Origin of the sequence: Flavobacterium ichthyis, assembly GCF_009915155.1 — a bacterium.
In the GTDB taxonomy this organism is placed as follows: Bacteria; Bacteroidota; Bacteroidia; order Flavobacteriales; family Flavobacteriaceae; genus Flavobacterium; species Flavobacterium ichthyis.
In genome coordinates, this window is the sequence record NZ_JAABLM010000012.1 from 1 (window position 1) to 22,037 (window position 22,037).

A 22,037-nucleotide genomic window follows, 5' to 3' on the forward strand; every position below is an offset into this window, starting at 1 on the left:
AACAGAATAATGTTTCTCTAAAACTAACTTAACACATTCTAATTTAAATGCGTAATCATACTTAACTTTTCTTTCCATAAAAAATGCCCCAAATAGTGTCTAACTTTTTGGGGCATGTTCAAACTGAACGGGATTTTTTTATAAAAAGTTTGAAATTATAGTTCCAAAGCTTTTTTAGGATTATTGTCCATCAATAATTCTGCTGGGTTTTCGAGTGCTTCTTTTACGGCTACTAAAAATCCAACTGATTCTCTACCATCAATAATTCTGTGGTCGTAAGATAAAGCTACATACATCATTGGGTGAATTTCTACTTTACCATCTACCGCAATCGGTCTTTCGATAATGTTGTGCATTCCCAAAATTCCTGATTGTGGCGGATTTATAATTGGTGTAGATAACATACTTCCAAAAACACCACCATTAGAAATAGTAAATGTTCCACCAGTCATATCGTCAACAGTGATTTGTCCGTCGCGAGCCTTGATTGCCAAACGTTTGATTTCCGCTTCAATCCCACGGAATGTTAAGTTTTCGGCATTTCTTACTACTGGAACCATTAATCCTTTTGGTCCTGAAACGGCAACTGAGATGTCACAAAAATCAAATGAAATTTTTTCTTGACCATCTATCATTGAGTTAACATCAGGATACATTTGTAGGGCTCTTGTTACAGCTTTGGTAAAAAACGACATAAAGCCAAGGTTTAATCCACCATGTTTAGCTTTGAAAGCATCCTTATATTCATTTCTTATTTTGTTAATTGGCGTAATGTTTACCTCGTTAAATGTAGTTAACATGGCAGTTTCGTTTTTAGCCGAAACCAATCTTTCTGCCACTTTGCGACGCAGCATTGACAATTTTGTTCTTTCCGAACCACGATTTCCGCCAGTTGGAGTTCCCATTGAAGCTTGTGCATTTACTGCATCATCTTTAGTGATTCTGCCCCCTTTTCCAGTTCCAGAAACGGTTGATGCGTCAATATTTTTTTCGTCCAAAATTTTTCTTGCCGCTGGAGATGGCGTTCCTGAAGCATAAGATTTTTCTTCTTTAGCAGCAGGTTTCGCTTCTTCTTTTTTAGGCGTTTCTTTTGGAGCTTCAGCTTTTGGAGCTTCTTCTTTGTTGTCTTCTTTTTTATCTGATTTTGGAGCTGCATCGCCAGATGGTTTTCCGTCTGTATCGATGTGGCAAACCACTTGGCCAACAGCTACAGCGTCACCTTCTTCAGCTTTTAAAGTGATGATTCCGCTTGCTTCTGCGGGTAACTCTAATGTTGCTTTATCCGAATCTACTTCGGCAATAGCTTGGTCTTTTTCTACATAATCGCCGTCTTTTACTAACCAAGTTGCGATTTCAACTTCTGTGATGGATTCCCCTGGTGAAGGAACTTTCATTTCTAAAATCATCTTATCTTTTGTTTAAGGTTTGAAATGTTTAAAGTTTAAAGTTGCTCACGAACTTTACACCTTAAACCTGAAACTAATATTTTAACTAAATAAATCTTTATCAAATACCATTGCAATTGCTGTGGCGTGACGTTTTTTAGAACGTGCGTAACTTCCGGCAGCTGGTGCACTGTAAGCTTTAAGCGATGCAACCCTGAATTTTACCAAATCAAAATTCATAAGCATGTAACTGTAAGCTCCCATGTTGCGTGGTTCTTCTTGTGCCCAAACGTAATCGTCAGCGTTTGAATATTTTTCGATAATAGCTTTTAACTGATCCACCGGAAGCGGGAAAAGTTGTTCGAGCCTTACAAATGCTACATCATCACGACCGTTTGCTTCTCTTTCGGCAACCAAATCGTAATAAAATTTTCCGGTACAGAAAACTAAACTTTTTACTTTTTTAGCGTTTGCGATTGGATCGTCTAACACTTCTTGGAAACTTCCGTTTGCCAATTCATCAACGGTAGAAACTACTGATGGATGACGCAATAAACTTTTTGGCGTGAAAACAATCAAAGGTTTTCTGAAAGTTGTTTTCATTTGGCGTCTTAACAAGTGGAAAAAGTTTGCCGGTGTGGTACAATCTGCTACAAACATGTTGTGGTTGGCGCAAAGTTGTAAATACCGTTCCATTCTTGCCGAAGAGTGTTCTGCTCCTTGACCTTCGTAACCGTGTGGCAATAACATGACCAAACCGTTTTGGTTGTTCCATTTATCTTCTGCGGCAGAAATATATTGGTCAATCATGATTTGGGCTCCGTTAGAAAAATCTCCAAATTGTGCTTCCCAAATAGTCAAGGTTTTTGGTGCTGCAAGTGCATAACCATAGTCAAAACCTACAACGCCATATTCTGATAATAATGAATTGTAAATATCGAAACGACCTTGCTGGTGTTTTAAATTTTGTAACAAAATAATTTCATCTTCAGCGTCTTCAGTTTTGATAACTGCGTGACGGTGAGAGAAAGTACCGCGTTCCACATCTTGACCAGAAATTCTTACACTGAAACCTTCGGTGATTAATGATCCGTATGCCAATAGTTCTCCCATCGCCCAATCTAACTTATCGTTTTCGAACATATTTTTTCGATCATTGATAAGTTTTTGGATTTTGCTGATGAATTTTTTGTCAGATGGCAAAGTGGTAATTGTTTCGGCAATTTCAGTCAAAATTTCTTTCGAAAAAGCGGTATTCACCTTTTGAAGCATTTCGGTTTCATCTGCCTGAACGTATCCTTCCCACTCATTTTGCATGAATGGTGTGATGATGGTTAAATCTTTTTTGCGCGAAGCTTCAAGATTTTCGTCCAACATTTTTTTGTAATCTTTTTCTAATTTTCCTACATAATCTCCATCGATAATGCCTTGTTCAATAAGAGTTGCAGCGTACAAATCACGTGGGTTTTTATGTTTGGCAATCAGTTTGTATAATTTCGGTTGGGTAAAACGAGGTTCATCGCCTTCGTTATGTCCGTATTTTCTGTATCCTAATAAATCAATAAACACGTCGCGACCAAATTCCATACGGAAATCAAGTGCAAAAAGCATGGCGTGAACCACGGCTTCGGCATCGTCTGCATTTACGTGTAAAACTGGCGACAAGGTTACTTTTGCAATATCAGTACAATAAACTGATGATCTTGCATCAAGATAATTGGTGGTAAAACCAACTTGGTTATTAATCACAATGTGAATGGTTCCTCCGGTTTTGTAACCATCTAATTGCGCCATTTGAACGATTTCGTAAACAATTCCTTGTCCGGCAACGGCAGCATCACCATGCAAAGCAATAGGCAACACTTTCGAAAAATCGTCCGGATAATAACGGTCTTGTTTTGCTCTGGTAATTCCTTCAATAACAGCACCAACGGTTTCTAAGTGTGAAGGATTTGGAGCTAAATTAATATTAATATTTTTTCCTGATTTTGTTTTTTTATCTGCCGTAAGTCCCAAGTGATATTTCACGTCACCATCAAAAAGCGCGTCATCATCGTAATCTTTTCCGTCAAATTCCGAGAAAATATCTTGAGTATTTTTGCCAAAAATATTAGCTAAAACATTTAAACGACCTCTGTGAGCCATTCCCATGACAAATTGTTCCACGCCTTTTTCAGCAGCTGCTTCAATCAAGGCATCCAAGCCTGGGATTAGAGATTCACCACCTTCAAGAGAGAAACGTTTTTGTCCCACATATTTGGTGTGAAGGAAATTCTCAAAAGAAACCGCTTCATTTAGTTTGCTTAAAATATGTTTTTTTTGATTTTCGTCAAATTTTGGATGGTTGTCATTATAACCAATTTTCGCCTGAATCCACTCAATCACTTTGGGATCGCGGATGTACATGTATTCTACACCAATGTGCGAGCGATAAATGCGGTCAAGATGGGCTAAAATATTTTTTAACGAAGTAGGTTCAATTCTAATGGCTTTTGCGGCATCAAAAACGGTTTCTAAATCTGCATCAGAAAGATCAAAATTGGAAAGTTCGAGATTTGGCGAAAAAATCCTTCTTTCTCTTACCGGATTGGTTTTGGTAAAAAGATGGCCACGCGTCCTGTAAGCATCAATGAGTTTTAAAACATTAAATTCTTTTTGTAATTTTTCAGAAATTTTGCTTACATCCACATTTGATGAAGCTGCATATGAAGCCATTTGTTGAGCAGGTTCTATGCCATTTTCTTCGTTATATGTCGCCATTCCGAAATCAAAACCTTGGAAAAAACTTCTCCAGCTTGGTTCTACGCTATCCGGATTTTGAAGGTATTCATCATATAATTGAGCGAAAAATTCTGTGTGGGCCGCGTTTAAAAAGGAAAACCTATCCATAATTATAATTGAAAGTCCTAATTTGTTAAAATTTTTTTTGCAAAAGTACGATATTTACCGTAATATCATTTGAAATTCTTACTTTTATCTCTTAAACTTAACTTAAAATTACGCCATGAAAAATTGTATAGAAAACCTTTTCGCTAAATTTAAAATCACCACCGTTTTTTTATTTATTTTTTCCGTTGGTTTTTCCCAACAAAACAATTCCGATTTTGAAAGTAAAATAAGATTTGGTGGCGGTTTAGGCGTTAGTTTGGGTTCTGGCTTTACGAATATTATTTTGGCTCCAAGTGCCATTTACGACTTCAATCCGTATTTTTCGGCAGGTTTGGGATTTCAAGGGAGTTATGTGAAGCAACGCAATTTTTACGAATCGTTTATTTACGGGCCAAGTGTCATCACACTTTTTAATCCCATTGAAGAATTGCAAATTTCAGCAGAGTTAGAACAACTTCGTGTGAATACCGAATATGAAGATGGGAATTTGCCACAAAGCGAAAATTTTTGGAATACCGCCTTGTTTTTAGGAGCTGGTTACAGAACGCAAAATGTTACTGTTGGTATTCGATATAACGTGTTGCACGACGATGATAAAAATATCTATGCCAATGCGTTTATGCCGTTTGTGAGGGTTTATTTTTAATATTTTTTCAAAACCTATTCCTAAACCACACTTTTTGCCATTCTCGTTTTAAGATTAAAAACGAAACTTCTTTCGAAAGTTGGACTAAATCCGAACCGTCTAAAGCTTTTATTTCTTCTTCAGAAACGTCGATGATATACAGCAAATTCAAGTATTCCGCGAAACGATAACTGATCAAGCGGTAAATTTTTTCGTGTAATTGAATGGTCAATTCTTCGGGCGAAGTACTCATGGGGAAATCCAGCGGTTCGTTGGCTAGATTAAAATCCTTATTAATTTGTTCCAAAAGTTTGGCGTACAAGAGTTCGTTTTCGGCTAACGAAATAATCTCTTCAGTAGATTTTGGTACAACGTAATTCATTTTTTAAACGTCGCGTTTCATTAGGCTTTCGCCAAATTTTCTCAACACACTTTTTTGTGCATCGCCAATTTCTAAAGTTTCTAAAACGGTAAACGCTTTTTCGGTAAACAACGCAATGGCTTCTTGGGTCAATTTTGAGGATTTGGTTTGTATAAAAATTTCTTTAACTGAAGCTACTTTTTCTGAATTATCATTCGGTTGAATAGAATATAAATCGAGCAAACTATTTTTTTCTTCGGCGGAAGCCAATTCTAAAGCCTTGAGATAAAGATAAGTTTTTTTATTTTCGATAATGTCGCCACCTACTTGTTTGCCAAAGGTTTCCGGGTTGCCAAAAGCATCAAGGTAATCGTCTTGCAACTGAAACGCAATGCCTAAATTCAGCCCAAAATCATAAATTTTCTGACAATTTTCTTTAGAAGTTTGCGCAATAATGGCTCCCATTTTCATTGCAGCAGCAACCAAAACAGCGGTCTTGTATTCAATCATCTTTAAATATTCGTTGATGGTTACATCATCACGAACTTCAAAGTCCACATCCCATTGTTGTCCTTCACAAACTGCTAATGCGGTTTTGCTAAACAATTTTGCCAAAGCCTGAAAAGTTTCGGGATTGTATTTTTCAAAATATTGGTAGGCCAAAATGAGCATCGCATCTCCCGATAAAATTCCGGTATTGAGGTTCCATTTTTCGTGAACCGTTTCTTTCCCACGACGCAATGGAGCGTCATCCATAATATCATCGTGAACCAAAGAAAAATTATGAAAAACTTCTATGGCAAGTGCTGCCGGAAGCGCTTCCTGATAATTTTTCCCAAAAATTTCTGCCGTTAAGAGTGTTAAAATAGGGCGGATTCTTTTGCCTCCTAAGTTGAGAATGTAAAGTATTGGATCATATAAACCTCGTGGTTCTCGTGACTGAATATTTTCCTCTAAATAAGCTGTAAAATGTTTGTGGTAAATAGCTACAGGTTGCATGAGTAATTTTTTGGCTAATGTAAAACATTTATAGTTATAGCGCAAAACCTTGCGGAATTGTTATCCGAAAACGTTTTTTGTTAAAAAACAGTTAAGAAGCGATTTGACAATTTTGTCAAACAAAAATGTTTATATCTTTGCATTGACAATTTTGTTAAATATTTTAGTTAAATAATTATGTCAGTAAAAAAAGATGAAGCAACCGAGGAGTTGATAAAAAATACCGCCAAAAAATTATTCTTTGGTGAAGGTAAATTTAACGCTACTACTCAGGAAATTGCAGATGCCGCAGGAGTTAACCGTACTTTGATTAATTATTATTTTCGTTCGCGCGATAAACTTTTTGACTTGGTTTTTCAAGATGCGATGGATTACGAGCATAAAAGGAGAGAAGCTATTGTTTTTTCTGAACTTCCTTTTAAAGCCAAAATAGAAGAATTTATTGATGAAGCTTACCAATCTGCAAAAGAATATCCATATCTCGAAATGTATTTGGTTACACAATTCAATAAAGGCTGTTTTCATAAAGACGAAGAAGGAATGGAGCGGATTTTAAAGAAATTTTATGAAGAATTTGAAGTAGCGATGACGAATAAATTAATCCGTAAAACTGAACCAATCCAGTTTATTCTAAATATGATATCACTAGTTTCATTTCCTATTTCAATGCGACCTTTATTACAAATATCGATGCATTTAAATGATGGAGAATACGATAGAATTTTGCAAGATCGCAAAAAAATTATCATGGACACGCTTTTTATCAAATAACCCAACCTATTATTATTAGAACAATGAACATAAAAACAATCCTTAAATCTGCGATGATTTTAATACTTTCCACGGGTTTTTCCGTAGGAAGTTTCGCACAAGTGCAAAATCTCACGTTGCAAGACGCTATCGAATATGCGTTGAAAAATAAAGTTGAAGCCAAAAAAGCCAAGCTTGCTGTGCAAAATAGCAATTACCAAATTGAGGAAGTTCGCTCGAGAGCATTGCCCAATATTTCGGCTTCGGGAAATATTACATACAACCCAATTTTGCAATTAAACGCTTTGCCAGGAGATTTTTTTGGAGCTCCGGGAACCACAATTTTAGCACCTTTGGGACAAGAATGGGTTTCTACAGCAGGGGTAAATTTAAACCAAACTTTATTTGACCAATCGGTTTTTACCGGATTAAAAGCCGCAAAAACCACCAGAGAATTTTACCAAATTAACGAGCAACTCACAGAAGAACAAGTAATCGAAAGAGTGGCAAATGGTTATTATCAGGTTTTTGTAACCCGCGAACAAGTGAAAATTTTGAATAGTAATTTAGAAAACACCAATAAAGTTCGCAACATTATCAATGGTCAATACGAAAATGGTTTGGCTAAAAAAATTGATTTAGATCGAATGACGGTAAACGTTTCAAACATCAGAACGCAATTACAACAAGCGCAAAATGCCGTTCAGATACAAGAAAACGCCTTAAAATTTTATATCGGAATGCCAATTGAAACACCAATAATTTTAACCGAAACAGAAATTGCGGTAAAACCTGTTGCCGAAGGAGAACTTACTGACGTTACGCAATTGACACAGTATTTGGTTTTAGACAAACAATCGGAATTATTGAAATTTCAAAAACAATCAGTTCAAGCGGAATTTTTCCCGAGATTATCGTTAACAGCAGGTTATAATTATATTGGTCAAGGGCCGGAATTTCCTTGGTTTGCCAAGCCTTCAGATGGCGTTTACTGGTCTGATTTTTCAACCGTAGGTTTAAATTTAAGTGTTCCTATTTTCAATGGATTTGGAACAAGAGCAAAAGTACGTCAGGCAGAAATTGAAATTCAACAAATGGAAGTCGATAAAGAAGATACCAAACTGGCTTTGAACCTTGCTTTTGAAAATGCTAAAACACAAATGATTAACAGTATTGCCACGATTGAAGTGCAACAAGAAAATGTTCAGTTAGCAAAAGAAGTTCTGGCAAATACACAAAATAATTATCAAAACGGTTTGGCCACATTAACGGATTTACTCGATGCCGAAAATTCTTCAATCGAAGCACAAACCAACTATAATTCGGCATTGCTGGATTATAAATTGGCTGAAATTCAACTTATAAAATCAAGAGGTCAACTCAAATCATTAATCAACCCATAATTTTATCTTATTCAAATGAAAAAAATAATTTATATAGTAATTGCTTTAGCAATCGTTGGTGCAGGTGCATATACTTTGATGAACAACAAAAAGAAAAACGAGGAAGAAACCGCTGTTGTGGCACAAAAAAACAGCGCTGTAACGGTAAAAACGCAAAAAATTGCAAGCGAAAATTTAGCAAACGAATTTGTCGCCAATGGAAATTTTGCGCCTTTGCAAGAATTGAGTTTTTCTGCCGAAAATTCTGGAAGAGTACAGCGTGTTTTGGTACAAGAAGGAAGCGTAGTAAGAATTGGTCAAACATTAGCAATAATTGAAGGTGATCGTCTTTCAGTAGATGTAAATAATGCTAAAGCCAACTATCAAAATGCTTTGGCAGATAGTCAAAGATTTGAAAATGCATTTAAAACCGGAGGTGTTACCAAGCAACAATTGGATCAGGCGAAGTTGGCACTTTCTAACGCAAAAGCACAATTGGACCAGGCAAAAATTAATTTTGGCGATGCCACAATCAAATCTACCATCAACGGAATTGTAAATAAAAAATATATCGAGCCAGGCTCAGTAGTTTCTCCCGGAACGCCTCTTTTCGACTTGGTAAACGTATCAAAATTAAAATTGAAAGTTACTGTAAATGAAAGTCAAGTAGCAGCTTTAAAAGTAGGTTCGCCGGTAAAAGTGAAAGCAAGCGTTTATCCTGACAAAGAATTTTCGGGAAAAATTACTTTCGTAGCGCCAATGGCAGATGCATCATTAAATTTCCCAGTAGAAATTGAAATCAGCAATAACGCTAATAACGATTTGAAAGCCGGAATGTACGGAACCGCTCATTTTGCTACAAACTTAGAACAAAAAACACCACTTAAAATTGTACCGAGAGCAGCATTTGTAGGAAGTGTTGCCAATAACGAAGTTTTTGTAGTAAAAGACAGCGTTGCCAGATTAACAAAAATTATTTCTGGAAGAATTTTTGGCGAAAAAGTAGAAGTTCTAGACGGATTGAATGAAGGTGACGAAGTAGTGATCAGCGGTCAAATTAATTTAACTGATGGAACTAAAGTTCAAGTTGTAAAATAATTGATTTTTTCCCTTTCGGAAAATTTCAACAGCACACAAAATATATGAAATTAGCAGAAATATCCATAAAAAGACCTACGATTATTGCGGTCTTATTTATCATACTAACTTTGGGAGGGATTTTTAGTTATACCCAGTTAGGTTATGAGTTAGTTCCCAAATTTGAAATGAACGTAGTGACCATTTCTACGGTTTATCCTGGAGCTTCACCGTCGGAAGTAGAAAATACGGTCACGAAAAAAATTGAAGATGCGATTGCTTCGCTCGAAAATGTAAAAAAAGTAGAGGCAAAATCTTACGAAAGCTTGTCATTGGTAATGGTAACGTTAACCGCCGATGCTGATGCAGATTATTCTCTGAACGATGCGCAACGTAAAATTAATGCCATCTTAAAAGATTTACCGGATGATGTAGATCCGCCGTCATTAGTGAAATTTTCCATTTCGGATTTGCCCATTATTACCATTGGTGCTACCGCAAATATGGATCAGGTAGAATTTTACGATTTGCTTGATAAAAAAATCCAACCGGTTTTATCACGTGTTCAAGGTGTAGCTCAGGTAAATTTAGTGGGTGGTGAAGAAAGAGAAATTCAAGTAAGTCTTGATGCCAAAAAAATTCAAGGATACGGGCTTTCAGTGCCACAAATTCAGCAAACATTATTAGCCTCAAACCTTGATTTCCCTACCGGAAATATCAAAACAAGAGAAAACGCTACCTTAATTCGTTTGGCAGGAAAATATAAAAACGTCGAAGAACTAAGAAATCTTGTAGTTTCAACGAACAACGGAATCCAAATTCGTTTAAAAGATGTTGCCGATGTCCAAGATGCTCAAAAAGAAGTAGAAAAAATTGCGCGTGTCAACCAAAACAGTGCGATTTTATTACAAGTGATCAAACAATCGGATGCCAATGCAGTTGCGGTAAGTGAAGAAATTCAAAAAACGGTTTCTCAATTGGAAGCTGATTATAAATCGAACGGCGTAAAATTAGCCATTGCAGATGATACCACACAGTTTACGCTTGTAGCGGCAAATTCAGTAATGAAAGATTTATTCATTGCGATTTTCTTGGTTGCCTTTGTAATGTTATTTTTCTTACACAGTTTTAGAAACGCATTAATTGTAATGGTCTCCATTCCAGCATCATTGATTGCCACGTTTATCGGAATTTACTTGTTAGGCTACACCCTTAACTTGATGAGTTTGTTAGGACTTTCACTCGTGGTTGGAATCTTAGTAGATGACGCCATCGTGGTTCTCGAAAATATCCACCGACACATGGAAATGGGGAAAAATAAAGTTCGTGCCGCTTACGACGGAGCTTCAGAAATTGGGTTTACCGTAACAGCAATTACTTTAGTAATTGTGGTGGTTTTCTTACCAATTGCCATGAGTACCGGATTGGTTTCTAACATCATCACACAATTTTGTATGACGGTTGTAATCGCTACTTTATTATCATTGTTAGCCTCATTTACCATCGTGCCTTGGTTGTTTTCTCGTTACGGAAAATTAGAGCACATTACTAACAAAACATTTTTCGGAAGAATTATTTTAAAATTCGAAAATGGCTTGGACAAATTTACACATTGGGTTACTGATGTATTAAAATGGTCTTTGCGACATAAAATTATCACTTTACTAATCGTTGTAGTCTTGTTTTTTGGTTCATTAGGATTAGCAGCTGGAGGATTTATTGGAGGAGAATTTTTTGCCAAAATCGATAAAGGCGAATTCATGGTTCAGGTAGAATTACCAAAAGATGCTTCTATCGAACAATCAAATTTTGCGGTACAAAAAGCTGAGAAATTTTTGAGTTCTAAACCAGAAGTGGTAGGTTTAATCACAACAGTAGGACAAACTAGTGACGGTTTTGGAGGTTCACAAACTACTTTATACAAATCCGAAATTAAAGTAACGCTAAACGACAAATCCGAACGGGAAGACAATACTTTCGTTTACGCTGCCAAAACTAAACGTGAACTCGAAAAAGTTTTAGTTGGAGCCAAAATTAAAACCGTTCCTGTAGGATTATTTGGAGCAGATCAAGCGCCTTTGATGTTAACCGTAACCGGTGCCAACCAAAAAGATGCGATGGCTTTCGCCGAAAAAGCAGCAGCCGAACTCCGCAAAATTCCTGGAGCAACTGAAATTAAACTAACATCCGAAGACGGAAATCCAGAAATTAACGTTCAGGTAGATCGCGATAAAATGTCACTTTTAGGACTCGACCTTCAAACGGTAGGAATGACCATGCAAACGGCCTTCAACGGTAACACTGATGGAAAATTCCGTGCCGGAGAATATGAGTACGATATTAACCTTCGCTATGACGAATTTAACCGAAGCAATTTTAACGATGTTAGCGAATTAATTTTCATCAACAAAGCAGGCCAACAAGTAAAATTGTCACAATTTGCCACCATTACCCAAACTTCTGGACCAAGTTTGCTCGAACGTAGAGACAAGTCTCCGGCGGTAAGCATCGAAGCACAAACCGTTGGTCGTCCTGCCGGAACCGTTGCCGTAGAATGGGAAGAAATTTTCTCAAAAATAGAACGTCCCGCAGGTGTAGGTTACGTTTGGGGTGGAGACATGGAAAACCAATCCGAAGGATTCGGAACATTAGGAATCGCACTTTTGGCGGCAATTATCTTAGTTTATTTGGTAATGGTAGCGTTATACAACAGTTTCGCCACGCCATTTGTTGTACTATTTTCCATTCCGCTTTCCTTCATCGGAGCGTTGGTAGCCTTGGCATTGACCAATAATTCCCTCAACGTATTTACCATTTTGGGAATCATCATGCTAATCGGTTTGGTTTGTAAAAATGCTATCTTGTTAGTCGATTTTGCCAACCATCGTAAAGAAGCCGGCGAATCAACTTACAACGCCTTAATCCAAGCCAATCACGCACGTCTTCGTCCCATTTTGATGACCACAATTGCCATGGTTTTTGGTATGTTCCCAATCGCAATCGCCTCTGGAGCCGCAGCCGAAATGAACAACGGATTAGCATGGGTAATCATCGGAGGATTAATTTCCTCACTATTCTTAACCTTAGTCATTGTTCCGGTTGTATATTCTATCTTCGATAGCATTAAAAACCGCATCAACAAAGGAAAAGAAGAAACAGATTACGCCACATTAATCACCGAAGATTACGACCACAAGGAATTAAGCGAAGACGGTTTCACCCCGAAACACTAATTCTAAATACCACTTTTTTCCTGAAAATCCCGACTGATTTAAAACTAGTCGGGATTTTTTTTTGGAGCCTCCCTAAGCACCGGGACTAGGCATTTTTTAAACGAATTTCCCGCTGTACATTTCAATCTTTTCTTTTTTTCATAAAAAACATGAGAAAACTCTAAGCGAGTTAATACAGAGTAGATTACATTAAGGAGGTCTCTTATAGGTAACGATTTAGTAATGGTGCTAACTGCACTCACTTTCAGTGGTTTTCTCCTTGTAACTCAGCGCAAAATTACAAAATATGAATAACATCTTTTGTGCTAAGCAGATTTTTTTGCTTTTTAAACACTATATAAAATAGCATTCAGTATTATATAGGGAAAAGTAAACCCGTATAAGAAAAAAAATATTACCCAACTTGGGTGTAACTTGGGAAAAAGAGCGATTGATAATCCTAATCTTTGTAAAGAGCAATTCTTCAATTGCAATTAGTATTCTAACAAAAACTATATTGCCATGAAATACTCTTTACATAAAATCATTGACGATATAAGTCAATATGAAAACAAAATTGTAAATGAGGCATCTGGGGCTTTGGACGAGGCACTCAAAATGATTAGCTATTTACAAGAAGTCCTTACCTCATTAAAAGCATCTGTTATAAAAGAAGGTTTTGGGAGTGAATGGGAAGAAATCAATTTTTTCAGGAACGTCAAACCTGGTATTCTTGGTAAACTGATTTATTATAACAAGGTTTATCGAATTGAATGTGCCTGTCCTCTAGGTAGCGGAAAAATATACAGGAACTATTTTTCCAACCAAATAAGAGAACTCAAGCAGGAATTTGAAGAACACATTTTTAATTCCGAATTCTACAGATACTATCGGTCGGGAAGAAATGACCGAGATCAAACCTTTTTCAGATTGGGCAATATTAATCTCTATGATGGGTTGAACAGCTTTGTTTTTGAAATCGACCATCACTTTTCCACTTATTATGATTATAAAGTTGCACGCATCATAGCCAACGATCTGCTCCAAAATTATTTGCATCTTAAAATAGATTCAATCGAGGACAGTAACTTTAAGGATGAAGAAGCCACTAAAGACATTTTTTGGACGAGTAGTAAAAACGCCCTTGTAGAACTCATTTATGCGATGTATGCTTCAGGAGCTGTGTCACATGGAAAAGTGGGCATAAGAAAACTAAGCATGGTAGCGCAGATAGTTTTTAGTGTTTCGTTGGGTGATCTTCATCATGCGTTTCACCGTATGAAAACAAGAGCAGGTTCCCGGACAGCATTTTTAGACCAACTCAAAATTTCTCTAGAAGAATACATGGATAAAGATCTTTAGTCATTTTATACAACTTACATTCAAATAAGTTAAAAGCAGTACCAAAAACGTACTGCTTTTTCTTTTACCCATATCTGCCAATTGGCAAATGTTAGCAAAACTCCTTTCTAAAACTCTTCTAATGCCTTGAAATCACTGTAAAACAAGGACTTTTCCTAATTGTGAAAATTTAAAAAAACAGACAAACCAATTGGTAAGGCTTGGCAGACAAACCCTGCCACACTTCTCAATTTTGCATAAGCGACATTAAAGAGTTGTACAATGAAAATTATAACAATTGAAGAAGAGGCATGGAAACAGTTGAACAACCGTATCAATGCCATTGCCGATTACCTTAAAAGACAGGAGAAAAATAGCTACGATGAGCTATGGTTGAATAACCATGAGGTATGCCAATATCTGCATATCAGCGAAAAAACCCTATGGCGAATGCGTACCAAGGGTGAGATAGCTTATTCAAAGCTCTATGGACAATATTTCTATACCATAGGGGCTATCAAGGATATGCTAAATGCCAATGCTGTACAAATCAGTGACGACTATGTAAAAGAGCTGATTGCAAGAGGCAAAAGCTATATCGAAAAAGGCAGAAAGTTGAATACTGGCAAGCAATAAGACTACCATTAAACATATAAATATGAATATCGACAGAATTGAATTTATAGCGTGGATGGAGCGTATTTTAGAACGTCTTGATCTATTAAAAGAGCATATAGATGAAAGCAAGAGAAGCCGTAACAGTATAGACGGTGAAGAATTATTGGATAATCAGGATTTGCTACAGATGTTGAAAATAAGTAACCGCTCATTACAACGGTATCGCTCCATCGGTAAGCTGCCTTACTATACAATTAGCGGAAAACTCTACTACAAACTATCGGATGTACACCAGTTTATCAGGGAAAGTTTTAATCCTCCCGCCAAATAAATAAAGCCAAACAGTGACAAATGCTGCCTTTAACTGCCAATTGCCCTAAACCAATGAACGGTTCTTATACATTCGGCAATGAATAATAAATATTTGATAGTATGAGTGAAGAAATAACAACACAAAAAATGCCCGAACAATTTTCAGACATACTTCTAGTATTGGATAAAGAGAAAAAGAAAATTCAGGCTGTAAAGAGTATTGATGAAAACGGGAATATGGAAACCGTTAATCTTACTAAAAAAAATCAGAACCAGTTTATGCGGGTGGACAAACATGGAGACTTCTTTTCCAACTTCTTCTCCAATTTTTTTAGCCAGCTAAAGAACCCTAGCAATTTTTCATTCTTCAAGGTACCTGCACCTCTTGCGGTTGAGAAAGCACAGGAAATGCAGCAACAAATAAACAATCCAACTCCCGAGGGAGAAAAAGTGATGAAAGATCAAGAATTAAAACCAGACTTAAACCAGGATCAAAAACAAGTAAATCAAAATAATATGGAAACAACACAAGCAACACCGGAAACCGGCGAATACCGCTATAAGCCGGAACAGATTGATTGGGAAACAATGAACAATCTCGGATTAAACAAAGAGAAGCTCGAAAAAATGAACCTCCTTGATCCTTTATTGAAAGGCTACAAAACCAATGAGCTTGTACCCGTAAGCCTCAATCTTGGTACTGCTGTTACCCGCATGGATGCCCGGTTATCCTTGCAAGCCAATGAGGACGGGCAGGTAGTGGTTGCCATTCATGGTATTCGAAAAGAGCCGAACCTGAACTTTGAGTTTTTCGGACACAAGTTCAACGAAGAAGATAAAAACAACCTGCTTCAAACCGGAAATATGGGGCGTGTGGTTAATCTGACTAACCCTAAAACGGGTGAAACAATTCCATCTATTATTAGTGTGGACAGGCTTACTAATGAATTGGTAGCATTGCGAACTGATAGAATTAAAGTCCCTGACGAAATTAAGGGTGTGAAACTTGATGATGCACAAAAACAAACTTTAGCGGAAGGCAAACCCCTTTACATCGAAGGCATGATTTCTAAGAAAGGTGCCGAGTTCAACGCCACTGTACAGTTCAATGCCGATAAGCGTTATGTCGAGTTTCTTTTCGACAGAAGCAATACCAATCAACAAGCTCAAAGCAACGGCCAAAGTAATCAGCAAAGCCAATCGCAGGAAGCACCGAGAACATTCAGGGGCAAAGATTTGGATAATGAGCAATACAATAAGTTCAAAGATGGTCAGACTGTTTATTTAACCGGATTGGTTGACAAGAAAGGAAAGGAATACAACGGTTATATCACCTTCAATAAAGAAACAGGCAAAACGGATTTCTCTTTCCAAAACCCGAATAAGCTAAAAGAGCAGGTAAAACCTACCGAAGCCCACAAAACGCAAATTGCGGTTAATTCGGAAGGCAAAACCAACGAAGCGACAAAAAATATTAAGGAGCCTTTGAAATCAGGACAGAAAAGTCCCGACAGTAAAAAGCAGCAGGAACAACAGGAAAAACCAAAAGCCCCTGCTAAGTCAAAAGGCGTAAAAAGGTAATCACTAAAAACAGCATTATATGAAAGTAGTGATTGCAGAAAAGCCAAGCGTGGCAAGGGAAATAGCCAGCTTGTTGGGTGCTTCCGAAAAAAAGGATGGCTACCTGACAGGCAATGGCTATTTTGTTACCTGGGCATTCGGACACCTGGTAGGATTAGGAATGCCTGAAGACTATGGTATTACGGGATTTGACAAAGCATCTCTACCGATACTTCCAAATCCCTTTTTGCTTACTGTTCGTAAAGTAAAAAAGGACAAGGGCTACACCGCAGATCCGGGGGCGCAAAAGCAACTGAAAGTAATTGAACAGGTATTTAACCGTTCAGATAGCATCATCGTGGCTACCGATGCGGGACGTGAGGGCGAATTGATATTCCGCTACATTTATGAATACCTGAAATGCAAGAAGCCTTTTGAACGGCTTTGGATCAGCTCACTTACAGAAAAAGCAATCAAGCAGGGCCTTGATAATCTTAAACCGGGAAAGGCTTTTAACGGGTTGTATCAGGCAGCGCAAGGAAGAAGCCGTGCCGACTGGATTGTGGGCATCAACGCTACTCAGGCATTAAGCATAGCCGCCGGTAATGGGATATATTCACTCGGAAGAATACAAACACCTACGCTGGCTCTGATATGCAAGCGTTATCTGGAAAATAAGAATTTCAAAGTGCAGCAATATTGGCATATACAATTGCTACATAGCAAAGAGTTTATTGATTTTAAATGCCTTTCCAAAAACAAATGGGATGATCAAAAGCTGGCAGAAGATACGTTGAAATCTATTGAAAGAGCCACAAGCGTTACCGTTACTTCCGTGGAAAGTAAAAGCATTACGGAGCAACCACCTTTACTGTTTGATTTGACAGGATTGCAGAAAGAAGCGAACAAGAAGCTGAACCTTTCAGCCGAGGAAACTTTGAACATTGCTCAAAGCCTGTATGAGAAAAAGTTCATCACCTATCCCCGAACTGGGAGCAAGTACATACCCGAAGATATGTGGGCAGAGATCCCCAATCTTGTGAGAGCCTTACAAGATAGAGAAAGCTGCAAACAAGCCGTAACCAAAATGAAATGGGGACGGTTCAATAAACGTATTGTCAATGACCTTCGGGTTACCGATCATCATGGCTTGCTTATTACAGATAAAATACCGTCCGCATTATCCGCAAAGGAAAATTCAGTTTATGACATGATTGCCTTTCGTTTACTGGAAGCCCTATCCCAAGCCTGCATTAAAGAAGTAACGGATATATGTTTACTGGCACTTCATTACGATTTTACTGCAAAAGGGGTTAAGATACTGGAACCAGGCTGGCGTTATATTAAAGGCAGCTTCTCCGATGATGATACAGAACCCTTGCAGGATCTTCCCGAACTTAAAAAAGGCGATGAACTCAAAATAAAGGAAGCGGCTGTTCTGGAAAAAAAGACAAAGCCGCCTGTACTCTATACTGAAGCCGGTCTTTTATCGGCTATGGAAACCGCCGGAAAGGAAATCGAGAATGAAGATGAACGAAAGGCATTACAAAACATTGGTATAGGCACTCCTGCTACAAGAGCTGCAATAATTGAAACTTTGTTTACCCGTAACTATATCCAAAGAGAAAAAAAATCTTTGGTTCCTACGGAAAAAGGATTGCAGGTATATAAGCTGGTAAAAGATAAGAAAATCGCAGATGTTGCAATGACCGCCGAATGGGAACTTGCATTGCAAAAGATTGAAACAGGTGAAAGCAATGCCGGGACATTTCAGACGAACATGGAAACTTATGCTGCGACCATTACCCAGGAACTGCTACAAACCTCCATTGCCCAAACTAACCTGCCCAAGCTCAGTTGCCCGAAATGTAAAAGCCACCAATTAATTATCAGGGATAAGATTGTAAAATGCCCCGATGAGGCTTGCAATTGGGTACAGTTCCGAAATGTATGTGAGGTGCAACTCAGCATAGCCGATATAGAAAGTCTTGTTACCAAGCGGAGAACTGCCCTGATCAAAGGGATGAAGAGCAAAGCCTGTAAAAAATTCGATGCCTATATCGTACTGAATGAAAAAGCAGAAAGCTCATTTGAATTTGAGAAAAATTAAAAGCTACAAAAAATAATGGATAATAAATCTATCATTAGCCACGATGAAATTAGGAAACTTATATACAGCATACGTAGCAAACAGGTGATGTTGGATAGCGACCTGGCCTCTTTGTATCAGGTGGAAACAAAGAACCTTAACCGTGCTGTAAAAAGGAATATTGAAAGGTTTCCTGAATCATTCTGCTTTCAATTGACCGAAGAGGAGGTAGAAAACTTGAGGTTCCAATTTGGCACCTCAAGTTTAAACCACGGCGGTAGGCGTTATTTGCCAATGGTTTTTTCAGAATCAGGGGTGGCAATGGCCTCAGCCGTTCTCCGGTCTGAAATTGCCATTAAGGTTAGCGTAGAAATTATGGAAGCCTTTGTAGAGATGCGAAGAATCCTTACCACCAATGCCTCCCTGTTTAACCGTCTGGACAAAATAGAGCTTAAACAACTGGAAGCCGACCAGAAATTTGAAGAAATATTTAAGGCGCTGGAAAGCGACAAAATTCACAGCGAAAAAGGTGTTTTTTACGATGGGCAGATTTTTGATGCTTATACGTTCGTTGCCGACATCATAAGAAATGCCGGACGTTCAATTATACTCATTGACAATTACGTTGATGATACGGTACTCACATTGCTTGGGAAACGTGGGCGGTCGGTGACTGCCACGATTTATACCAAAAATATCAGTAACCAATTACAACTTGATCTGCAACGCTACAATAGCCAGTACCCATCTATTGATGTACATACATTCGCCCAGGCACACGACCGCTTTCTTATCATTGACGGAACAGAGCTGTACCATATCGGGGCATCACTCAAAGATTTGGGCAAAAAGTGGTTTGCCTTTTCAAGAATGGATATTGAAGTCGGTAGGATGCTTCAAATTCTCAATAAGCCATAATGTATAGCTAGTTCTATTCTGTCTGTGGGTTTTCTTGTAGTGCTTCATTACGCTTCTTCATTTCTTCTTGCCATAATTCGCCTTGTATTTCTCCCCAAGTCTTAATCTCCAAGTGTTTCTTGACTGAAAACTCACATAGATTTCCAATCCAGTCATTATATCTGTGGTACGATTTAGCCTCATTTTTGTATTCTGAAAAATGGTCTCCAAATTCATTCGGCAATAATTCTTTGGCAGTTAAAATAAGTATTGGATTTGTTGGTCGATGTCCGACACCAGTTCTAAAATGGTTTACAACTTTTGAAATTTCTACTTTTTCTTCATCTGTTAATTCCTCATTTAATGTGGCAAAAGTCAAAATCGAGTTTGGAAATTCTGTTCCTAATTCAATCATTCTATCTGCATCGTCAGATGTAAAGTGCTTATAGGTCTTGCATTCGCAAAAAATTAAATCTGGAGGAATGCTGTTTTTGTGACCTTCCTGAAGTATCAAGGCGAGGTCAACCTCTTTGGTTACTTTATTTTTTATAAGTTCAAAACCAATAAGCGCAGACATATTCCCAGTGGTTTCTGCAAATTCTTCATTAAACAATTTGAGCGTTAAAAATACAGTTATGACCCCACCAACTTTATTATTCTTACTAAATGGTCCAATTCCACGATAAGCCCACTTAATATCTTGTGGGTGGTGGGTTGGTAAGCCAAAGTTGTTTCTGCAAATGGCACAAGTCATTGTCTCCATTAACTCCGTGGGAAGATAAAAAGCGTGTTGATGGCAAACTTCACATTGGAGAATTGAGCCAAATTCAATTATCTTATTTTCTATGATTTTTTTTATGTAGGAGTTGACTTGTTCATTATCATTAATTTTTAGACTCTTCTTGATTTCTCCAACTAATTGTGGATGGTAAACGGTTTTTCCGTCTTCAATTAATTCGAGCATTTTAAGTGAGGATTTATTTTGTAAAAAGTATGAGCCTCGTATGCCCCCAATATTCTTTAATACTTCTTTAGCTAAACGACCATTGGATGTTTGGTTTAATTTGTTGCCGCTTTTAGCGAAAAATACTTTGAAAAAATCTTTGGCTTTTGGAATGAAAAAATACACTTCGTCATCCTCCCTTCGAACATAGTGACTTAACCCCCCTTTGGATAACCGCCATTTGTCCCTGCCAAAAGAATGAGTTAATCTTATCCAGTCGATTGTTTCAATTCCATATATAAGCCCCGCATCATTCAAATATTCATCAAAGTAATCAAATGTAAGGTTTACTTTATGTGAGGCTGCGAGGTTGTAGTTGTATTTAAGTTTGAACGGTATATCATCAGTTTTAAACTTCACATAATTTTCCTTTACTTCTACTTGCGAATAGGTGGAATTAATTTGTGTCTGTGCGCATAATACCTTATCTGCTTCCAATACCGACCTATCTTCTGCCCAAAATCTCGGAAACCAACCTTGAAATGCGAAATTAAGATTACCTCCTATTTCGTTTTTAATATCCTGAAGTTTTTGTTCAATTTCTTGTCTCTGTTCCGGAGTTGCTGAAGTGCTAACTTGAAAATTAACGATTGAGAAACTTTGGGATTTGTCTTCTTGAAACTTGCAAAATCTTTTTATAAATCCATTAAAGTATTCATTGCTAATTTGGCTAAGAGGGATAGGAATAATGCTCCAACCAAGCGCTCGCAAATTCCAATAATTGATAATGTCATTTAACCTTGTCTCGTTTAGAAAATATATTCCTTCGCCTTTATACCAACGTCTTTCAGGCAAAGATTTAATCGCTTCTACATTGATATCTAATGTGCTAATGTTCTCATTCGGAAAATGTTCAGCAATATTCTCAAAAGTAATTTCGGGCTGTTCAAAATATGCATAGGGTTTTAATTGATTACTTAATTCTTTTTGAAAGCTGTCCACAAAGCAGCCAATGAAGGACTTTAAAAATAATCCTGAATTTTCTGTGTTGGGAAGTGAAAGTTTTAAGTTATCGTTTCTTACGAATTTAAACTCTGTTTCAATGGTATGAGAAATTAGTTCAAGAATACTTATGCCGTATCTAATTTCGCCTTTTTCAGTGCAAGAAAGAAACTCTTCAATTGTTAGTAAAGTTCTATCCCCGATTAATGTCTTTATGTAATTCTCATCTAAAGAACTGTCATAAAGAATTATGTCGGGGTCAAAATTGTCTATTGTATTTATGTAATAATTCGAAGCGTCATACTCAATGGCATATTCCCTAACGAATGCTTCTGGTAAATCTGAATGAAGTGGAAGAATTGGGCTGAAAATACCACCCCAATATGAAAATGCAATTTTTACTGCACGTTCAAATTTGCTTTCATTGTCAGGTTCAATTAAAAAACAAAATCTTATCGGCGATACTGCCTGATTTACTCCTATAGTCATTTATTTCTGTCTTATTAATGAATATCATTTAAGGTCTTTCCTTAAATAATCACAAATTCTTAAAGATGCGCAGTACGCATTCTGTGATAACGCCAGCAAGTATTTG

16 protein-coding genes are annotated in these 22,037 nt (G+C 37.4%); 11 read left to right on the forward strand and 5 right to left on the reverse strand.

Going from position 1 to position 22,037, the window contains the following annotated elements:
* Positions 1 to 155: 155 nt before the first annotated feature.
* Positions 156 to 1,406 carry a 2-oxoglutarate dehydrogenase complex dihydrolipoyllysine-residue succinyltransferase gene (odhB, locus tag GV828_RS10180; protein WP_166537394.1) on the reverse strand — a complete coding sequence of 417 codons (1,251 nt, stop codon included), beginning with the start codon at positions 1,404 to 1,406 and terminating at the stop codon, positions 156 to 158.
* 81 nt (positions 1,407 to 1,487) lie between these two features.
* A complete protein-coding gene (locus GV828_RS10185) occupies positions 1,488 to 4,274 on the reverse strand; it encodes a 2-oxoglutarate dehydrogenase E1 component (RefSeq protein WP_166537395.1) in 2,787 nt (928 codons plus the stop codon).
* Positions 4,275 to 4,389: 115 nt separating this feature from the next.
* Here GV828_RS10185 and GV828_RS10190 point away from each other — a divergent pair, with 115 nt between their 5' ends.
* On the forward strand, positions 4,390 to 4,920 hold the full coding sequence (locus GV828_RS10190; protein WP_166537396.1) for a hypothetical protein: 531 nt from the start codon (positions 4,390 to 4,392) through the stop codon (positions 4,918 to 4,920).
* Positions 4,921 to 4,927: 7 nt separating this feature from the next.
* Here the strand turns inward: GV828_RS10190 and GV828_RS10195 are convergent, their stop codons facing one another.
* Positions 4,928 to 5,281: a hypothetical protein gene (locus tag GV828_RS10195; RefSeq protein WP_166537397.1), complete on the reverse strand. Its 354-nt coding sequence runs from the start codon at positions 5,279 to 5,281 to the stop codon at positions 4,928 to 4,930.
* Positions 5,282 to 5,284: 3 nt separating this feature from the next.
* Positions 5,285 to 6,259 carry a polyprenyl synthetase family protein gene (locus GV828_RS10200; protein WP_166537398.1) on the reverse strand — a complete coding sequence of 325 codons (975 nt, stop codon included), beginning with the start codon at positions 6,257 to 6,259 and terminating at the stop codon, positions 5,285 to 5,287.
* A gap of 177 nt (positions 6,260 to 6,436) precedes the next feature.
* On the opposite strand from GV828_RS10200, the gene GV828_RS10205 reads away from it, so the two are divergent.
* From GV828_RS10205 to GV828_RS10250, 10 genes are all read left to right on the forward strand, one after another.
* A complete protein-coding gene (locus tag GV828_RS10205) occupies positions 6,437 to 7,030 on the forward strand; it encodes a TetR/AcrR family transcriptional regulator (RefSeq protein ID WP_166537399.1) in 594 nt (197 codons plus the stop codon).
* Positions 7,031 to 7,053: 23 nt separating this feature from the next.
* Positions 7,054 to 8,412, forward strand: coding sequence for a TolC family protein (locus GV828_RS10210; RefSeq protein ID WP_166537400.1), 1,359 nt, complete (start codon positions 7,054 to 7,056; stop codon positions 8,410 to 8,412).
* Between the two features lie 15 nt (positions 8,413 to 8,427).
* A complete protein-coding gene (locus tag GV828_RS10215; RefSeq protein ID WP_166537401.1) occupies positions 8,428 to 9,489 on the forward strand; it encodes an efflux RND transporter periplasmic adaptor subunit in 1,062 nt (353 codons plus the stop codon).
* 44 nt (positions 9,490 to 9,533) lie between these two features.
* A complete protein-coding gene (locus GV828_RS10220) occupies positions 9,534 to 12,701 on the forward strand; it encodes an efflux RND transporter permease subunit (RefSeq protein WP_166537402.1) in 3,168 nt (1,055 codons plus the stop codon).
* A gap of 501 nt (positions 12,702 to 13,202) precedes the next feature.
* Positions 13,203 to 14,042: an RteC domain-containing protein gene (locus GV828_RS10225; RefSeq protein WP_166537403.1), complete on the forward strand. Its 840-nt coding sequence runs from the start codon at positions 13,203 to 13,205 to the stop codon at positions 14,040 to 14,042.
* Between the two features lie 261 nt (positions 14,043 to 14,303).
* Positions 14,304 to 14,657, forward strand: coding sequence for a helix-turn-helix domain-containing protein (locus GV828_RS10230; RefSeq protein ID WP_166537404.1), 354 nt, complete (start codon positions 14,304 to 14,306; stop codon positions 14,655 to 14,657).
* 22 nt (positions 14,658 to 14,679) lie between these two features.
* The gene (locus tag GV828_RS10235) at positions 14,680 to 14,970 is read left to right on the forward strand and encodes a helix-turn-helix domain-containing protein (RefSeq protein WP_166537405.1); all 291 of its coding nucleotides are present in this window, start codon (positions 14,680 to 14,682) and stop codon (positions 14,968 to 14,970) included.
* A 101-nt stretch (positions 14,971 to 15,071) separates the two neighbouring features.
* Positions 15,072 to 16,532, forward strand: coding sequence for a DUF3945 domain-containing protein (locus tag GV828_RS10240; RefSeq protein ID WP_166537406.1), 1,461 nt, complete (start codon positions 15,072 to 15,074; stop codon positions 16,530 to 16,532).
* A gap of 19 nt (positions 16,533 to 16,551) precedes the next feature.
* Positions 16,552 to 18,621 carry a type IA DNA topoisomerase gene (locus GV828_RS10245; RefSeq protein WP_166537407.1) on the forward strand — a complete coding sequence of 690 codons (2,070 nt, stop codon included), beginning with the start codon at positions 16,552 to 16,554 and terminating at the stop codon, positions 18,619 to 18,621.
* Positions 18,622 to 18,636: 15 nt separating this feature from the next.
* Positions 18,637 to 19,518 carry an ORF6N domain-containing protein gene (locus GV828_RS10250; protein WP_166537408.1) on the forward strand — a complete coding sequence of 294 codons (882 nt, stop codon included), beginning with the start codon at positions 18,637 to 18,639 and terminating at the stop codon, positions 19,516 to 19,518.
* Positions 19,519 to 19,531: 13 nt separating this feature from the next.
* Here GV828_RS10250 and GV828_RS10255 read toward each other — a convergent pair whose 3' ends face one another.
* Positions 19,532 to 21,931 (reverse strand): hypothetical protein, encoded by a 2,400-nt coding sequence (locus tag GV828_RS10255; RefSeq protein WP_166537409.1) that lies wholly within the window; start codon positions 21,929 to 21,931, stop codon positions 19,532 to 19,534.
* Positions 21,932 to 22,037: the final 106 nt, after the last annotated feature.